Source organism: Paenibacillus donghaensis (genome assembly GCF_002192415.1).
Lineage (GTDB): Bacteria > Bacillota > Bacilli > Paenibacillales > Paenibacillaceae > Paenibacillus_AQ > Paenibacillus_AQ donghaensis.
This window is the reverse complement of the sequence record NZ_CP021780.1, coordinates 3,101,746-3,119,348: the sequence shown is the minus strand read 5'-3', so window position 1 is coordinate 3,119,348 and position 17,603 is coordinate 3,101,746. Positions and strand designations below refer to the sequence as shown.

Annotated in this window: 18 protein-coding genes and 2 pseudogenes; 17 read left to right on the top strand and 3 right to left on the bottom strand. The window is 48.6% G+C overall.

Translation table 11 applies throughout. The features are described from left to right. Window positions 1-34 precede the first annotated feature (34 nt). The 8 genes from B9T62_RS13385 to deoD all read left to right on the top strand — a co-directional run bounded on the left by B9T62_RS13385 (window position 35) and on the right by deoD (window position 7,261). Window positions 35-1,234 carry a chromate transporter gene (locus B9T62_RS13385; protein ID WP_169834376.1) on the top strand — a complete coding sequence of 400 codons (1,200 nt, stop codon included), beginning with the start codon at window positions 35-37 and terminating at the stop codon, window positions 1,232-1,234. A 245-nt stretch (window positions 1,235-1,479) separates the two neighbouring features. Beyond that, window positions 1,480-1,905, top strand: a complete 426-nt coding sequence (locus tag B9T62_RS13380; protein WP_087920265.1) for a DMT family transporter — start codon at window positions 1,480-1,482, stop codon at window positions 1,903-1,905. 52 nt (window positions 1,906-1,957) lie between these two features. After that, entirely contained in the window at window positions 1,958-2,437 is a 480-nt protein-coding gene (locus B9T62_RS13375) for a DMT family transporter (protein ID WP_087915701.1), read from the top strand. After that, window positions 2,434-2,835, top strand: coding sequence for an NUDIX hydrolase (locus B9T62_RS13370; RefSeq protein WP_087915700.1), 402 nt, complete (start codon window positions 2,434-2,436; stop codon window positions 2,833-2,835). The genes B9T62_RS13375 and B9T62_RS13370 overlap by 4 nt, the downstream gene beginning before the upstream one ends. Before the next feature lie 76 nt (window positions 2,836-2,911). Then, on the top strand, window positions 2,912-3,406 hold the full coding sequence (locus tag B9T62_RS13365) for a DinB family protein (protein ID WP_087915699.1): 495 nt from the start codon (window positions 2,912-2,914) through the stop codon (window positions 3,404-3,406). A gap of 230 nt (window positions 3,407-3,636) precedes the next feature. Further along, entirely contained in the window at window positions 3,637-4,062 is a 426-nt protein-coding gene (locus tag B9T62_RS13360) for a hypothetical protein (protein WP_157685595.1), read from the top strand. Between the two features lie 142 nt (window positions 4,063-4,204). Next, window positions 4,205-6,463 carry an alpha/beta hydrolase gene (locus B9T62_RS13355; protein ID WP_342746192.1) on the top strand — a complete coding sequence of 753 codons (2,259 nt, stop codon included), beginning with the start codon at window positions 4,205-4,207 and terminating at the stop codon, window positions 6,461-6,463. Between the two features lie 87 nt (window positions 6,464-6,550). After that, complete coding sequence (gene deoD / locus B9T62_RS13350; protein ID WP_087915697.1) at window positions 6,551-7,261, top strand: purine-nucleoside phosphorylase; 711 nt, start codon at window positions 6,551-6,553, stop codon at window positions 7,259-7,261. Window positions 7,262-8,235: 974 nt separating this feature from the next. Here the strand turns inward: deoD and B9T62_RS41480 are convergent. Beyond that, entirely contained in the window at window positions 8,236-9,000 is a 765-nt protein-coding gene (locus B9T62_RS41480) for a cysteine hydrolase family protein (protein WP_342746168.1), read from the bottom strand. A 251-nt stretch (window positions 9,001-9,251) separates the two neighbouring features. Here B9T62_RS41480 and B9T62_RS13340 point away from each other — a divergent pair, with 251 nt between their 5' ends. From B9T62_RS13340 to B9T62_RS13305, 8 genes and pseudogenes are all read left to right on the top strand, one after another. Beyond that, complete coding sequence (locus B9T62_RS13340; RefSeq protein ID WP_087915696.1) at window positions 9,252-10,409, top strand: type III polyketide synthase; 1,158 nt, start codon at window positions 9,252-9,254, stop codon at window positions 10,407-10,409. After that, a complete protein-coding gene (locus B9T62_RS13335; RefSeq protein ID WP_087915695.1) occupies window positions 10,396-11,115 on the top strand; it encodes an SAM-dependent methyltransferase in 720 nt (239 codons plus the stop codon). Before B9T62_RS13340 ends, B9T62_RS13335 begins: the two co-directional genes overlap by 14 nt. Before the next feature lie 7 nt (window positions 11,116-11,122). Then, window positions 11,123-12,274, top strand: a complete 1,152-nt coding sequence (locus tag B9T62_RS13330; protein ID WP_087915694.1) for an NAD(P)/FAD-dependent oxidoreductase — start codon at window positions 11,123-11,125, stop codon at window positions 12,272-12,274. Between the two features lie 228 nt (window positions 12,275-12,502). Beyond that, window positions 12,503-13,132 carry a TetR/AcrR family transcriptional regulator gene (locus tag B9T62_RS13325; protein WP_087915693.1) on the top strand — a complete coding sequence of 210 codons (630 nt, stop codon included), beginning with the start codon at window positions 12,503-12,505 and terminating at the stop codon, window positions 13,130-13,132. An 89-nt stretch (window positions 13,133-13,221) separates the two neighbouring features. Further along, window positions 13,222-14,151 (top strand): ABC transporter ATP-binding protein, encoded by a 930-nt coding sequence (locus B9T62_RS13320; protein ID WP_087915692.1) that lies wholly within the window; start codon window positions 13,222-13,224, stop codon window positions 14,149-14,151. Then, window positions 14,148-14,858 (top strand): ABC transporter permease, encoded by a 711-nt coding sequence (locus B9T62_RS13315; protein WP_087915691.1) that lies wholly within the window; start codon window positions 14,148-14,150, stop codon window positions 14,856-14,858. Before B9T62_RS13320 ends, B9T62_RS13315 begins: the two co-directional genes overlap by 4 nt. A gap of 76 nt (window positions 14,859-14,934) precedes the next feature. After that, window positions 14,935-15,183: an ArsR/SmtB family transcription factor gene (locus B9T62_RS13310; protein WP_087920263.1), complete on the top strand. Its 249-nt coding sequence runs from the start codon at window positions 14,935-14,937 to the stop codon at window positions 15,181-15,183. Continuing rightward, a pseudogene (locus B9T62_RS13305) lies at window positions 15,161-15,760 on the top strand (tyrosine-type recombinase/integrase); the annotation flags it as partial. The gene B9T62_RS13310 and the pseudogene B9T62_RS13305, both read left to right, overlap by 23 nt. A gap of 344 nt (window positions 15,761-16,104) precedes the next feature. Here the strand turns inward: B9T62_RS13305 and B9T62_RS13300 are convergent. Together B9T62_RS13300 and B9T62_RS13295 are read right to left on the bottom strand one after the other, a co-directional pair. After that, window positions 16,105-16,407 carry a helix-turn-helix domain-containing protein gene (locus B9T62_RS13300; protein WP_157685594.1) on the bottom strand — a complete coding sequence of 101 codons (303 nt, stop codon included), beginning with the start codon at window positions 16,405-16,407 and terminating at the stop codon, window positions 16,105-16,107. Window positions 16,408-16,638: 231 nt separating this feature from the next. Next, window positions 16,639-16,980, bottom strand: coding sequence for a winged helix-turn-helix transcriptional regulator (locus tag B9T62_RS13295; protein WP_087915688.1), 342 nt, complete (start codon window positions 16,978-16,980; stop codon window positions 16,639-16,641). Between the two features lie 133 nt (window positions 16,981-17,113). On the opposite strand from B9T62_RS13295, the pseudogene B9T62_RS13290 reads away from it, so the two are divergent. Continuing rightward, window positions 17,114-17,386 (top strand): annotated as a pseudogene (locus B9T62_RS13290) (NAD(P)H-dependent oxidoreductase); the annotation flags it as partial. Window positions 17,387-17,603 lie beyond the last annotated feature (217 nt).

The window sequence follows — 17,603 nt, the reverse complement described above, 5'->3', positions numbered from 1 at the left end:
CTTAAAACTGAATAACTCACTGGAGGAATCATACATGTCTATGGGAATTGACCCCAAATCGAAAGCGAAATTCCGTACGCTGCTTGAGGTAGGGTTGGTCTCAACGAAGTTAGGACTCACCTCTTTCGGAGGGCCTGTTGCTCATCTTGGGTATTTTCATGTCGAATACATACAAAAAAGAAAGTGGCTGGACGAGCGCAGCTATGCTGATTTGGTTGCCCTGTGTCAGTTTTTACCAGGTCCAGCGAGCAGTCAGGTGGGGATAGGTATCGGCCTCCTGCGTGGTGGTTTACTCGGAGGTATGGTTGCCTGGCTCGGCTTCACACTTCCATCAGTGATCGCGCTCGTATTGTTTGCCTTGTTGTTGAAAGGATTTGAACTTGGAAATAGCGGTTGGATACATGGATTGAAGATCGTTGCTGTTGCCATTGTCGCACAGGCTGTTTGGAGTATGGGCCAGAAGCTAACACCGGATCGAACACGGCAAACGCTTGCTATTCTAGCCATGGTCTTTACACTCGTATGGCAGACTGCATTTAGTCAGGTTATCCTAATTGTGCTTGCTGGAATCGTCGGTTTGTTGCTTTATCGAAACAAGGAAGTTCCCCTAGCTTCGGAGTTGCACGTTCCCATCAAGCGTGCGGTAGCTGCAGTTTGTCTAATTCTATTTGCTGGCTTACTTTTCGTGCTGCCTATACTGCGCCAATTGACCGATTATTCCTGGGTTGCACTTGCCGATAGTTTTTACCGATCAGGTTCCCTTGTGTTTGGTGGAGGACATGTGGTGCTGCCTCTGCTTGAAAGGGAAGTCGTTCCTATGGGATGGATTAGCAAACAAGATTTTCTGGCCGGATACGGCGCGACTCAAGCTGTACCTGGTCCTTTATTTACATTTTCGGCATATCTGGGCACTATGATTCACGGAGTTTGGGGAGCTGCTGTAGCTACTGTAGCCATTTTCCTGCCTGCCTTCCTTCTGATTGTTGGAGCCTTGCCTTTCTGGAATAGTGTGCGTAAAAGCCCTGTTATGCAAGGTGCGCTAATGGGTGTGAATGCTGCGGTTGTGGGTATTCTTCTTGCGGCATTGTATAACCCGATTTGGACTTCTGCAATACTTTCTACGGGAGATTTTGTCCTTGCAATTGTCTTATTCGGTATGCTGATCTTTTGGAAATTGCCACCTTGGGTGATCGTAATTGTAGGAGCCCTTGGAGGAGAGCTTTTTTTAAAATGATTCACCGAGGAATCCCTCGCGTTATAAGATTCACCTGATCATTCATCTTTCGAGTTGCCGCAGAAACGGATGCCCTCCCTGCAGGATGGCGCAGCCGGTTCTTTTTGCCGTTCTAAGGGGGAGACTAGTACGGATTTGCAACTTCAGGACATATGTCCTTCCGTAAGATCATTATCTATTATTTAATTAGACAAGAAGAACTAAAGAATAAGGAAGCAGAGTTGACAGAGGGAGAGAGAGCAGCAATGAAGGGATTTATATTTGCAATACTGGGTGGGGCTTGTATTACCTTGCAGGGTGTGGCCAACGCAAGAATCGGTCAGGATATCGGAACGTGGCAGGCGGCGACGGTTACCCAGTTGACCGGATTTCTGATGGCGCTGCTGATTCTGCTGTTCGTGCGGGACGGCAACTGGCAGGAATTCCGCAAGGTCAACCCGCTATATATGACCGGCGGCGCATACGGCGCGGTAGTTATTTTCAGTGAAGTGACGGCCATCCAGCAGATCGGGGTTACATTTACCATTGCCGCCCTGCTGATCGCCCAGCTGTGTCTGACGATTGTGATCGACACGAGCGGCTGGTTCGGGGTAGTGAAGCAGAAGATGAACCGGACGCAGTTTATTGGTCTCTTCATGATGATTGCGGGCGTCATTATTCTGAAGCTGTAAGGAAAGGCATGATGGCTCAGGAAGACTGAATAACACACTGGAGGAATTACACATGGTTATGGGATTACTATTGGCGATGATCGCTGGAGCGCTCGTCAGTCTGCAAAATATATTTAACAGCAATGTCAATCAGCGCACAGGGGCGTGGTCGGCTACAACACTTGTGCTGGGCATGGGGTTTGTCGCTTCCTTTACGATCAGCCTGATCGTGGAGGGCAGAGCTACGTTTGCGCTGCAGAATATGCAGCCATGGTACTGGATCAGCGGTCTGATCGGTGTCGGCGTCGTGATCTGCCTGATGCAGTCGATGCGGATGCTGACTCCCACGTATGCCATTTCCATCGTAATGGCTTCACAGATCGGGTTCGCACTCTTGTTCGATTCCCTGGGCTGGCTGGGGCTGGAAAAGGTTCCGTTCACGTTTAATCAGCTGCTTGGCGTGCTGGTGATCATCGGCGGCATCTTCGTATTCAAGCTGGGTGGAAGCCGCCAGGCGAAGCTGAATACGAAGCCTGCGGGAGAATCCCTATGACCGCTGTCATCGATAAGGTCGCTTGGATCTGTATCCGCGATCAGCGGGTACTGGTCGCTCGTTCCCGCGGCAAAGAGCTGTATTACCTGCCCGGCGGTAAGAGGGAATCCGGCGAGTCGGATACCGACACGCTGGTGCGCGAGGTCGCCGAGGAGCTGTCGGTGCGGATCAAGCGGGAAACCGTGTCGTACATAGGTGTGTTCACCGCGGAGGCTAATGGCAAAGCGGATGGTATCCAGGTGAAGATGTCCTGTTATTCGGCGGAATATGAAGGTGAACTGCAGGCAGCGGCCGAAATCGAAGAGTGGGCATGGTTCTCCTATGATGAGCGTGACCGGGTATCTGAAGTCAGCCGGGTGATCCTGGAGAAGCTGCATGAACTGGAGCTGCTGTCGTAAGACGTGGTAAACTGGTTTATAAGAAATTGAACTTGATCATTTATCATGCTCAAATCCGACGTATGGAGGAATACACATGCAGACGCTGTTTCAATACAACTGGATCGTCAGGGATGAGTGGTACCATTGGTGTGAGAATCTGTCGGAGCAGGAGCTGCTGAAGCCACGTTCCGGCGGGGTGGGCAGTATACTGAAGACCTTGTTCCATATCGCCGACGTGGAGTGGAGCTGGATTCAATCCATTCAGGGCAAACCAGATTTCCAGGAGGACTTCGAAGGCTATCGCAGCCTCGCCAAAGTGCGTGCGCTGGATGCCCGTTTCCGGGCGGATATCGAGCCGTTTGTACGGGGCTGGGATGAATCACTGGAGCGTAGAATTTATACGCAGCAACGCATGGACGGAAGTATGGAGGACTTGGCCTGGGGCGAAGTCATGCGGCATGCCCTTGCCCATGAGATCCATCATGTTGGCCAACTGTCCGTCTGGGCAAGAGAGGTGGGCAAAACCCCGGTCTCGGCCAATCTGATTGGCCGGGGACTGGCAGACAGCCTGCCCGGGAGAAAAGCGTAACACGAATAGCTACGGCAATGAGCATCCCGGGCTGGCTGACGGTGATGCTTTTTGTGTTGAACAATAAGCTGATACTGGAAGGGAATTCTTATAGGATAAGAAGAACTCCTTTTTCGAAGGTTGGATCGATTTGCAACAAAGGAATAAAATGTTATATATACAAATATAACCAAAAAGTGTAGAATGGGGACAAGCTGATGTCTACGCTTACATTTTGCCTGAGGAGGAAGATGATGAGAAGAAAAAGCTTGGTTGCTGCTGCCGTCGCCCTGGTGCTGATGTTCAGTATGTTCTCTTCCGTTTTCGCCGCTTCGTCTACAGTAGTGATTCCGAATCTGAATTATTTCGTCCAGCACAGTTTGAAGAATGACGATACCGTCACCTTCAAGTACACTAACCCGCAAGCGGTCAATCAGACAGCCATTTTTCGGATAACTAACGTAGGACCCCTCGATACTGCAACCGACCAGGTAGCTGGTAAGCTGAATGTCCAATATTCGCTGGTGTATGCCAACGGTTCGACGGTTAGCCTGGGAAGCGGAACTTCGCTGTCCGGCGGAATCTCGCTGGCTCCCAATGCCTCTCTGGTAGTCAAAGTGAAGAATGTCAATACCAACAGCCAGGTGGGCTTCAAGATCAGATTTGATAATCAATAAGCTGTAGCAGGTTTCTATTATGCCAGCCATTCTCAGCATTTCGTGAGAGTGGCTTTTTGTTGTAGCTGCAAATTGTCTGTACAGGGATAATATGGACATGGTAGGCTGATAGGGATGAGTGGAACAAAAGAATACATACGAGGTGGCACAATTGACCCAAACTGAAGTGGAAATGACCAGATTCAAACGAAGGCTGTACGGTATCAAGAGGAGGATGGCAGCCCTCACTCCCGGCTGGAAAGGAGCTTGTGCCGGTATTGGTTTGACTGCACTGGTGCTGTTTCTCTTTCAAGCTTATTACATACTGGAGTTCCGCAGTATCGGGGAGAAATTACTTGGAACTGCGCTATTGCTAGCAGCGTTTCTGCTAGTATCTGGATTGCTCGCTGCAATGTTTCATCTTATTAAGAAACTGCCGACACGTTATGTCTGGATAGCTCTTGCATCGATGCTGATGATTCTATTCTGTTTCATCGCTGCGATGCTGATCGGGATTCTTATTTGGTTGGCAGTTCTTGTAGTGTGTTCTGGATTGGGGGCATTGGTCTACCGCTGGTCTGCGGGTAAATACCGTGAGGCCAGATTCAGATCCAGAGCGGTTGCCCTCGTGCTGGCCTTATTCATGCTGCTTATGGGATTGACCGGTGGATATTGGTTATTGTCGAACGGCTCTACCGAACAGCCTGTCGGCTACCTGCTGCAAGAGCTGAAGACAGCGGAGCGCTACGCCAGTGATCTGGCCAATCCGGCTTCTAAAGGAACGTACAAGATAGGCAAGATCACTTATGGCAGTGCAGACGGCTACAGGAAGGAATTTAATCAGGAGAACTCCCTGGTCACAGAACCGGTCAACGGCTCTGCTTTTGTAGACAACTGGTCCTCTCTGCGCAAATCAACCTTCGGATTCGGCTCGGACCGGATGCCTCTTAATGGTCATGTCTCGTATCCTGAAGGTGACGGGCCATTTCCTCTCGTAATCTCCGTTCATGGGAATCATGATGCGACAGATTATTCAGATACTGGGTACGAGTACTTAGGGGAACTGCTTGCCAGCCGGGGATATATCTTTATTTCGATTGATGAGAATTTCCTCAATTCCTCACCGTATGACGATCTGATGCTGCTGAATACGCTAGAAGCTGAGAATCCGGCCAGAGGCTGGTTGATGCTTGAACATCTGAAGGTGTGGGAGCAGTGGAATACGAGTCCCGGCAATCCTTTTTACGAAAAAGTGGATATGAACCAGCTTGCGCTGCTTGGACACTCGCGGGGAGGAGAAGCGATTACTTCAGCCGCCGCATTTAACAGAATGTCAGCCTACCCTGAAGACGGCAATATCAAATTCGATTACGGCTTCAATATCCGCTCGATCATTTCAATTGCGGGGACAGACGGACAATATAAACCGGCGGGCCAGCCAACGTACTTGAAGAATTTGAACTTTCTGGCGCTGCAAGGCGCACATGACATGGATGTTAGTTCTTTTAGTGCGGCCAGCCAATACAACCGGCTTTCTTTTGCCAAGGACAGTGACTTCTTCAAAAGCTCAGTCTATATCTATGGAGCCAATCATGGTCAATTTAACACGACATGGGGCGACAAAGATAGTATAGGCCTCAACAACAAGCTCTATAATATCGCTCAGCTCATGCCCCCGAATGAGCAGCAACAGGTTGCACAGGTGTTGATTTCAGCTTTTCTGGATGCCACGCTCAAAGGGGCGGATGAGTATCGTGCCGTGTTTGCAGATCTGGGTTATGCGCGGGAATGGCTCCCGAATACGATGTATGTCAGTAATTATATGGATTCACAGACCACGTTGCTTAGCAATTATCAAGAGGACGTAGACCCTGGCAGCTCTTCGCTACCTGGTGGGGAGTGGACCGGAGAACATCTGGAGCAGTGGAGTGAGCAGCAGGTGGAGATGAAGTATGGCCCGGAACTGTACCGTGCGGTGCAACTGGGCTGGGATCAAGCTACTGCCGGCGGCGGTGTTCCAGCTTATACCCTTCGTTTGCCGGATAATCAGGTGGGTGCGGGGAGCGACAGCCTGATCGTTTTTGATATGGCTGACCAGAATGAGTCCGGCGAACCAGCTCTGATCGATATGAACGTTGCCCTAGAGGATACACAAGGTCATGTGGCAACCGTAGCACTGAGCAAAGTGTCCTACCTGCTGCCGATGGTGACTGGGAATCTGCTGAAATTTCCCTTTACCTCTTTTACACCGACGAAAGAACCTGTGTTTCAGAGCTTTGCTATACCCGTGTCCGAATTTGTAGCCGCGAATCCCGAGTTTGATCCAAGCGAATGGCGTTCGCTCAGCTTCAGGTTTGAGCTAACGCCAGCAGGAACCGTTCTGCTCAGAGAAGTTGGCATTCGTGAGCCTGTTAAAGAGTGAATTGACTTTTGGCATCCGGCATATTACGATTTAACGAAACGCTTTGGAGGTGAGAGCTGCCCTGCTGAAACAGCAGTCAGCGAAATCATGAGTATTCATATTGGTGCACAAGCCGGTGAAATTGCCGAAACGATCCTGTTGCCAGGTGACCCCCTGCGCGCAAAGTATATCGCGGAAACCTTTCTGGAGGATGCCGTTTGCTACAACCAGGTCAGAGGAATGTTCGGATTTACAGGTACATACAAAGGCAAACGGATCTCCGTACAAGGAACCGGCATGGGGATTCCCTCCATCTCAATCTATGCGACTGAGCTGATCCGGGATTATGGAGTGAAGCAATTGATCCGTGTCGGAACCTGTGGCGGCATTCAGGACGATATTAAGGTGCGTGACGTGATTATTGCCATGACGGCAAGTACGGATTCCAATGTTAACCGGCTGCGTTTTCCAGGCTTTGATTATGCCCCTCATGCCGATTTTGGGCTGTTGAGACATGCCTATGAGGCGGGCGTGAGCAATAACCTGTCGATCAAGGTAGGTAATGTGCTTACAGCAGATACGTTCTACCGGGACAGCATGGAGCCTGTGAAGAAGCTGGCCGCTCATGGTGTGCTGGGTATCGAGATGGAAACTGCCGCCCTCTATACGATTGCTTCCTCTTTTGGTGCCAAAGCCTTGTCGATTCTGACCGTCAGCGACCACTTGTTCAGCGGTGAAGCAGATACTACGGCAGAGGAACGGCAGACTACCTTTAACCACATGATCGAGATGGCGCTGGAAGCAGGCATTCAGGAGTAATGTTGGTTGAAGGATAAGGGTGCTGGAATACACTCCGAGGGTAGTTAGATAAGTTGGAACCATAAATTAGATGAAAAACTGGTTACTACTTAGGTCCCCTAGCCCTCTTCGCTCGTAACCCTCGCTTCGATTTCAGACGGTTGCGGACTCAGGAGCCTCTATTTGCTGTACATAGGCCGTTTTGCAGGATTAACGGACCCAGGAGCCTCTATATCACAGAAAACCCTCGCTTTAGAGCCTGTTTTGACGACTTAGGGGCTATACGGTCCGTAAGACGTCAAAAGATCGCAGATAGGAGGAAATAGGGGCTATACGGTCCGCTAAAATGCAGGTTACCTAGTTCAAGGGCTTGGAGTGTCGCAGGGTCCTAAGTAGTAACAAAAACTGCAACTAATTGGCTAATGTTAATACCTGGCTCATGCTCGATTGTCGTGGCTTATAGGGAAAAGTGACCACTACATCGTCCATTTAGGGCTATTCGGAGCGGATAGGACCTCATCAGTGGTAAAAATTCCCTATAATCTCACCAGAACGCCCAACCTTCGTCCAACTAGCGGTAGAATTTCCCTATCATTCCTCACTGGACCTAAGTAGTAACCCATTTCGCATCTAATTTCTCTGAACGCTCTAGTGCAGCACTCTACACCCACAGCGGGTCCTAAGTAGTAACCATTATGTTACCTATACTAACTCTTGAGCATGTACTTGAGTAACGTTGATCTGAATTGCTCCTTGGAGCGCCGGTTGGTGTAATGAGAGGCATAAAGGCCTTTGAATTGCTCTGAGGAGTGCCGAATGGTGAAATGAGAGGCATAAAGACCTTTGAATTGCTCTGTGGAGCGCCGAATGGTGAAATGAGAGGCAAAAAGGCCTTTGAATTGTTCTGAGGAGTGCCGATTGCTGAAATGAGAGGCAAAATTCCCTCGAATTCCTCGCTGGGCCTAGGTAGTAACGATGTAGTAACCTTTTTCTGCTTAACCAGCGGAGAGGACGGACTGATTGTGGAAAAGCGGCAGCGGTCGCCTCAACGATTGGAACAACGGTCCGTTCGCGGAGCGTCCACAGCTATAGCCTACATCGATCCTGTTCAAAATTATAAGGGTGTCCCAAGCAGCCATTTCAAGTAACTTAATTGCCAGCACAAAAGAATCCGATCCCATTTCCGGGATCGGATTCTTTGTATTATACGGGTCGCTTCTATACGACCGTCTCGAACTCCACCTCGTCCGCCGCACACAGCTGGACAAACCGTCCGCCGAGAATCGCGTTATGGTGCAGCACAATATCCTCCCGCTGAGATAGGCATTGTCAAAGGTGCTGTGGGCATCCTCGACCAGGATGCTCTCATACCCCAAACTGTAAGCGCGTCTGCAGGTGGTATCGAGGCAGAATTCACTCTGCATTCCGGCGATGACCAGCCGTTTAATGCCTCTGCGCTGCAGCTCCTCATGCAATACCGTCTGGTGAAAAGCATCCCAGGTAGGCTTCTCGACAATCAAATCACCCGCTTGCGGTGCGATCCGCGCGCTGATCTGCCAGGTGGGGGTTCCTTTGGTATATTCCTGATCCTCTGTATGCTGGATATAGACTACCGGCACCCCGTTCCGGCGTGCTTTGCCCAGCAGGGCGATGATCCGCTTCATCACTCCAGCCTCATCATATAAGCGGATACCAGGATAGGAGAACATGGCTTCTTGTACATCTATTAAGAGCAGTGCGGTGTGTTTATCCGTATTCAATGTTAGAACCTCCTTAATAGGTCTCTAAGAGAAAACTATACATTTTTACGGAAGAAGAGACAAGAGGGTGGGGGAAGCTTTCATTAATCATATGGAATTCCAGATGTTCAGATTCAGGCTGAATATCAATGGACCATATGTTCCATCCTATAGGATAAGGATACAACGCTAATCAAGATTATAAAGGCTCCGTTAAGGGTAAACATTGATCGTCTAAAAAATAAAAAAAATCCATTGCCGGAGGCTTAACTATGAACCTGCTGAACAGTAACTCCGAGGCGGCGATTCTGGGAATTGGAACGGCCTTGCCCGTCCATTCAATTGCACAGTCAGACGTTGCGCAGTTGATTGCTTCCTCCCTGCAAGACCACCCGGATCTGGCCCGCTTCGCCAGAAGAATCTTCAAATCCTGCGGAGTTGAAACGCGTTATACCTGTGATGACAGCTACTTGGGTTCTGCAGAGGGCTGCCGCTATTTGCTTTCGGGAGACCAGTCAAGCATCCCGACAACCGAGGAGCGGATGAAGAAATATCAACAAGAGGCGCTTCCGCTGGGACTAGCGGCGGCTGAGAAGGCCTTAAGTGATGCGGGGCAGTCTCCCGGAGACATCACCCATCTGATTACCGTCAGCTGTACAGGCCAATACTTGCCGGGATTGGATGTCATGCTGATCAGGCAGTTGGGGCTGTCGCCGCGCGTGAATCGGCTCCCGCTAATTTTTCAGGGCTGTGCCGCCGGCTTGAAGGCTATCCAAATGGCGCGGGATGTCGTCCAGGGCGCCCCAGGCTCCAGGGTGCTGGTCGTCTGTGTCGAGCTGTGTACGCTTCATTTCCAACCCGCTAAGGAAAGAGAAGCGTTATTTGCGGCTTCCTTCTTCGGCGATGGGGCATCTGCTTGTGTGATCGGGGCTCCGGAATCCCGCCACCACCACTATTTGAGCCTGGGTTCGGGCTACTCTGTACTGCTGCCGGATTCAACGGAGGATATGACATGGGAGGTGGGCAATACCGGTTATGATCTGTATTTATCCCCACGGATTCCGAAGCTGCTCGGAACTCACCTGGAATCAGAGCTTGGGGTGCTGCTTGGAAACGACAAGCTTCCTGAGCTATGGGCGATACATCCAGGCGGACGGGGTATTGTCGATTCGGTGCAGAACGTAATGAACTTGAGCGATCAACAGACTGGGTACAGCAGGGAGATTTTAAGAACAGCAGGCAATCTGTCCTCCGTTACCATCATGTTCGTGCTGCAGGCGATGCGTCTGGACATGAAAGCTCAGGAGGGGGCATTAAAGGAAGGTGTAGCGATGGCGTTTGGACCCGGTTTGACAGCGGAGCTGATGCGCTTCACCTATGTTCCGGCGTATTCTCCGTCTGTTAAGGAGCAGGACCATGCCGTTCTTTAGAACGTTGTCGGTCCGGGCGCAGGAAGATGAGCTGATGGATGACTTCTCCATGGGTGGAGAAGAACTGAGCGAAGCACTGAAGCACCTGAGACGGCTGAATCGAATCTTTGCTGCGCCAGGTCCCACCAAGGATGGCGTAGAGAAGTTATGGCAAGCAATCGGGGAGCCTACCACCCTCAGCATTCTTGATGTGGGCGCAGGCTCGGGTGACGTGAATCATAAGCTGCTGCAATGGGCCGATCAGAAGGGAATTCAGCTGGAGATTACGCTTGTTGACATGACGGAAGAAGCCTGCGAGGAAGCCAGGCGTCTATTCCGTAATGAACTCAGAGTGAAGGTTCAGCAGGCGGATCTCAAAGATTTGGCGGATGCCTCTGCTGATATCGTGACAGGTTCCCAGTTCGTTCATCATTTTGACGGAGAACAGCTGGTCGATATGGTGTCCCATATGCGGAGAGCTTCCAGATACGGCGTGGTGATCAACGATATTCACCGGCATCCGGTATCTTATACGGCGGTCTGGGTTATGACGCGGATCATCTCGCGCAACCGGTATATCCGGCATGACGGACCGCTGTCGGTGGCCAAGGGTTTTAAGGGCAGGGACTGGCAAGAATTAAAGCATAAGCTTCAATCTGAAACGATGACTTATACGTGGAAACCGCTGTTTCGCTATTCGGTTGTGATTCCTAACGAAAGCAGGTGAACTGATCATGTTGAAGCAAGTAGACGCCGTTGTGATAGGAGCGGGGATTGCCGGCAGCAGCAGTGCGCTTCAGCTTGCCCGCCTAGGTCACCGGACGATCCTGCTGGATCGCCAGGACTTCCCGCGGCATAAGACCTGCGGTGAGTTCATGTCTCCGGAGACGAAGGAAATGCTTGAGGTTCTCGGCGTAAATCTCCTGAGTCAAAAGGTTTCACCCAGCACCATGGACAAAGCGCGCATCATTATGCCTCACGGCGGGGAGATTGAAGCCCCTCTGCCGGGGCAAGCGTTCGGTATTAGCCGTTATGAGCTGGACCGAATTCTGCATGAGAAAGCTAGTGCAGCGGGAGCGGAAATTGTAACGAAAACTACAGTTACCGGCATCCGCAAGTTGGATAATCATATATACGAAGTGGACACTAGGCAGGGAGGCAAGCAAGTTCTTTATCAGGCTAGAGCTGTCGTAGGTGCCTATGGAACCAAGAAACCTCGCGGGGTAGCTTCCTCTGAAGAGGTTGCCCGAGATGTTACCGTATACATCGGTGTAAAATCTCATTACAGCGGCATTAGTGTGCCGGCGCAGGTAGAGCTTTATTTCTGTGATGGAGGCTACATCGGAATTTCTCCGATTGAAGACGGAATGACGAACGTAGCCGCGCTGCTGACCTTGGATTCCGTGCAAGGGAGCGGAAAGTCAGTGTCGGATATTCTGCAGGCAGCTGCCCTCACAAACAGCCGATTAGCTAAAAGGCTTGCCGAGGGAACACCTGTACCAGGTTCACAAGTGTCGATTGCGCCAGTCCGCTTGTCGGACTTACCGGAACCTTGGTCTGAATTCCCGCATGTCGGGGATGCGATGCTCATGATTCCCCCGCTGTGCGGCGACGGAATGTCGATTGCCCTGCGATCTTCGCTGTTGTGTTCCGGCTGGACAGATAAGTATCTCAAGGAAGTGATTAGCTATAATCAGTGGCAAATCGGCTATACAGAAGAAGCTAATCTTGAGTTCACCCAACTGCTTAAGCGAGCTAGACGAATTCAGAAGCTGGCCTTCGCCAGAACCAACCGGCTGTATCCTGGACTGGCCCGAATATTCCCCGGTTTAGCGAAGTATGTGGTTAAGGCTACACGACTGTCGGAAACCGGGATGATTCGTTGATGGCAGCGGCTTAGGGCTAGCCATTTCACTAAGAATTGTCAGGCAACACGGAGGTGAACTTGCAGCAGGTAACCATCCAGAGGGTGGAGCGCTGCTGTCGGGTTGGATCCCTATGGCAGCCCTGGATTAAACATGGATTCGGATGGCTGTTCGGCAAAGTTTGACACTGGAAAGATAATTAATTATTATTAACTCAACATACGTTTGGTGAAAGGAGCTTAGTTAGCTATGGTTCAAGATCATAAATCAAAACGGATGACAAGTCGCGATGTACAGGCAGCGGAGAGAAGACAACAAATCCTCGATATCGCCAAGCGTTTGTTCGCGGAAAATGGATATCATGCCACTTCCATGCGTGAATTAAATAAAGAGATTGGCATGGCAGAGGCTTTAACATATCATTATTTTCCTGGTGGCAAGCTGGAAATCCTAAAAGCCGTTTTGCAAAATGCACAAGAAGAAAGAATGACCAGCATAGTCGGTTTTTTTACAGTAACGTTCCATGCGGACCTGTCCTTGCAGACTGTGCTACTTAACTTAATTCAAGGAATCACCGAGCGTATTGTGAACGATCGGCAATACTTCCAAATCCTGATTCGGGAAAGAACCTTATTGGAACAGGAGCAGAAATTCGCGTTAAATGAACTGGCCAAACAACCATTTGCGGCCATGTCTACTTATTTGATGAAGCAATTCACCCAAGGGTATATCCGCGAAATGGATTTCCCAATCGCTGCTTCACAGTTTTTGTCCCATATCGTGGTTCTCATTGTTCAGCAAATTGGGAACGACAGAGTCATGGATCAAGCGGAAGTGGAACGAATTGTCGATTTTTATGTTCAATTATGGTCCAAATAAGGGATGAATTTTTTTGCATATTTAACTCAACGATCGTTAGGTGAATTAGAGTGGTTAACGCAATAAAAAAGGATAAGGAGCAATTAACCATGAAGGAAATGATTCGAACCGTGAATCTGACAAAACGATACGGGGATAAAACCATCGTTGATAATGTGTCGTTATCGGTAAACAAGGGAGAAATATATGGTTTTCTGGGATTGAACGGGGCGGGCAAAACAACCACTATTCGCACTCTTTTGGGCATGATTAGGCCAACTTCCGGAGATGTTTATCTATACGGTAAACGTCTAGCTGAGGGAGGACAAGATTTATGGAAGCGTGTGGGCTACATGGTCGAAATGCCCTATGCTTATCCAAGTTTCTCCGTTAGGGACAACTTGAAGCTATTTGCACGATTGCGAGGCATCTCGGATCAAAGGGCGATTGACGAAGTGATGGACAAGATAAACTTAACTTCGTATGCGAAGACAAAAGCTAAAGATTTGTCATTGGGTAATGCACAGAAGTTGGGTTTGGCGAAAGCACTTATTCATAACCCCGATATTCTCATCCTGGATGAACCCACCAATGCGCTTGATCCGGTCGGGATCGTTGAAATCCGGGGATTACTGAAAAGACTCGCTTCTGAGCACGGGGTTACGGTGTTTATTTCAAGCCATATTTTGGAGGAAATATCGAAACTGGCTTCACGAATTGGCATTATCCATCAGGGCGTTCTCCTTCAGGAAATTACGGCGCAGGAGTTTGACCGTATTCGCCAGAAGCGATTGTATATGGATGCCTGCGATAAAGGAGCTGCCGCAATGTCCAGACTGGTGAAAGAAGGATATCAAGTTCAATTATCCGACAAGGGGCTGCTCGTGGTGGCGGATGAGCGAGCCGTTCGTCACCCGGAAGTCATTGCAAGGCTTCTCATAAGAGAAGACATTCCGCTTTCCTTATTGAAAGTGGAGGAAGAGGATTTGGAATCCTATTTTTTGAAAATAGTCGGGGCGAATGGAGGACAAGGGCAATGAAATCGTTCTTGGCAGCTTTTAGTGTTGAAAGTTATAAATTGCGCCGCTCCTATGTGTTATGGGCAACCCTTCTTTTCATCATGTTCGTTACGTCATTGCGTTCCGTGGAACCTGATTGGACATCTTATTTAGGAGAGGTCACTTTCTTGTTTGCCTCTGTATTTGGAATAATGGCTTTTGGTGTAGTGATGAGCTGGGTGTTTGGCCGCGAGTATGCGGATCGTACCTTTAAGGATTTACTGGCGCTACCCGTATCACGAAGCAAGATCGTTATGGCGAAATATATGTCAGTTGTCCTCTGGTGCTTGATTATAACCCTAATCAGTTTTGGCTTTGCTATAGTACTCGGGCTTATCGTCGGGATTCCTGGATTCTCAGCAGCGATTGCACAGCATTATTTTATTCTGTTTATGCTTCTCGCGGTCTTTCATTTATTATCTTGTGCCCCTATTGCTTTTTTGGCGAGTATATCGCGCGGCTATTTAGTACCGATCGCATTTGCCTTTACGACGTTGATGGTTGCTTTGACTGTGGGCCCCACTAGTTTTGGAGCTTATTTACCCTGGTCTATACCGGCTCTGCATCTTAAAATGAGCGATTCGGTTGTATTCCCCTTGGACGGGATAAGTTATGTCATTCTTTTACTGATCGGCTGCATTGGTTTGATTAGTACATTGGTATGGTGGCGTTCGGCAGACCAGAAGTAATCAGAGCATGGACGATGGACGACAAACTCAAAATGTATCACGAATCAATGAGGCTACAGTTGCTTATACTCGATATATGAATTGGGACAAAGACGCTATATTCAAAGCACTTGGCGACTCGACTCGGCGTCTTATATTAGACGAACTATCCGAACGCAACGAGCTGACGTTGTATGAACTTACGGTACGTCTCATTATGAAGCACGACCTTTCCATTTCGCGACAAGCGATAGCTAAACATCTTGCTGCATTGGAAGATGCAGGACTCGTAATATCAAAACGAAAGGGAAAATATCGAGTAGTTTCGTCAGTTTATTGCTCATGACTTTGGTGAAATTAATAAAGAGAACCGTAGGATTTACCGTTTCCATGAATTTAATCGCGAAAGAGACACGGCTATTGTATCATTAATTTTAGGTTCCGGCCTTCGTTTATCAGAAGTAGCGGGTATAAACATTTACGATTTAGATATGAACAAAGGCCAGGTGCATGTGCTACGAAAAGGTGACAAAGAACAATACGTATATTTTAGTCAACAAGCTCTATTGGATCTGGAGAGTTACAGAAAAATAAGGGAATCTAGGTATGCACCAGAAAAATCATCTAATTATCTCTTTTTAGCTGCTCCTGTTGGTCGAAAGGGAACCAGTAGACGGTTAACACCGAGAGCTATTGAAAAGTTGGTTGAAAAATATGCTAATGCATTTGGCAAACCAGCTTTAACCGTTCATTCGCTGCGACATTCTTTTGCAACAAGATATCACCTTGAAAACAATGATGTACCTAGATTAAGAAATCAGTTAGGACATTCATCAATACAAACTACAATGATCTATACACATTTATCTGATCAAGAAATGAGAAATGCAGTTAACAATATGGACAAGATAATACAAAGTTAAATGAAGAAAATGACACAAAGATTACCCCTTAAGAGGAAAATGACACCAATATTAGTCCTTACAGGGAGAGTGACACAATGTCGCTGAACAACAACAGGACAAATAAACTTGCGGCGTTAAGAGGTTTTTCTTAGTCATATGCACAAAACCCGTATTTTGTACATATGTTTGTGAGTAAGAATTAGGTGATGTCCTGTCAACTTTTCAAGTGTCATGTCGGTGGACAAGAACGTTCCTTCGCTCTTCCCACATTTCCCTCGTGTCCCTCGTGGATCACTGTCAGAATATTAAATTCCACCTGTTGGCGCCGGAGTTGTCCGATACCAGCCATCATATACCGAGCTTCAAAACCTACATCGGCCGGTTGATGCTGCTCCAGCATCACGGCTAACTGACGACGCTGCTCCTCCGTGAGTTTTGTCGGTTGTCCAGGAGAGTGATCCATCTGAAAGGCCGGACAGTCCCTGTTCCTGGTAGGCATGCCAATAGAGGCTGATAGTTTGACGTGCACGTCCGAGTATATTACCGATCTCTTCCAGTGTATGGCCTTCCAGACGAAGTCGGACCGCCAGAACCCTTTCGTAGAGTCGTTTGTCTGATACCTCTTTCATTGCTGTATTCAAATACTCGATTTCTTCGTTGTTCATCTTCATCGCCGCCTTGTGGAGAGTTAACTTTATTACCCAATTTGGCGATTGGAGTGAATTTAGTACCTTATTAATTGCGTTCTATATAACCCTTATTTTCAAAGGTAATTTCATCCGGCTGCGGTCTTATCCGCTGCGCACGTCCTTGCCGGCAAGGGCGCGGCGAATGAGACCTAAAAGCCGGGTACGGCCGGACTGGCATCATGCGAAACGCTAGTCCGGTTCTATTTGTTATTTTTTCGCTTCGCCAAGCTTCTTTCGCTCGATATGAGCCGCGCCCCATTGATGTAAGATTTCCAAAACCGGAGACAGGCTTTTGCCATATTCCGAGATGGAGTATTCCACTTTCGGCGGGATTTGCGGATAAATGACCCGTTTAACGATCTCTTCCTCCTCCAATTCGCGCAGATGGAGCGTAAGCATCCTTTGCGTGATATCGGGCAGCAATCTTCTTAATTCATTGAACCGCAAAGGTTTACCTTGAAGCAAATGATAAAGAATAATCGGCTTCCATTTGCCGACGATCGAATCCATCGCCACAACGAATTTACACTGGTTTGGGTTCTTTTGCACACATATGCCTCCTTACAGTACCTTTTTTCATACTATACCACATTATTGTGCCTACTTAACAAAAGAAAGTAAATATAATATGATAACCAATGAAATTGTAATTACTCTGATTAGAGAAAGGAAGTTTTAGTTCATGGCAACTGTACTGTATATCACCGCACATCCTCTTGATCCTCAGGAGTCGTTTAGCCTCGCGGTAGGAAAAGAATTTATTGAAGCGTACCGTGAAGCAAATCCAGCAGATGAGGTTGTTCATTTGGATCTGTACAAAGTGAATATTCCGCAATTCGATGCTGATGTTTTACATGGCTGGGGAAAGCTCCGGTCCGGTTCCTCTTTCGATCAGCTGTCTGATGCGGAGAAATTAAAAGTAGCCCGTCTTGAAGAGATTGTCGATCAATGGCTGAAGTGTTATACGGTGCAGTGCTGCCCAGGCTCGCAAATTCTGCTTCATCATCGCCGTAGGTGACTACATTGTTCAGGGTCTTTCCGTCTTCGGACAGTCCTACAATCCAATTGCCCCCGGCTCCGTTTACTCCGTTATCTCCAACTCCCGGAATTGCCCCGCCGCGGATCAAGGGAAGCTTATCCTCACCCGCAAAGAGTTTGAAGAAACCGTGGTC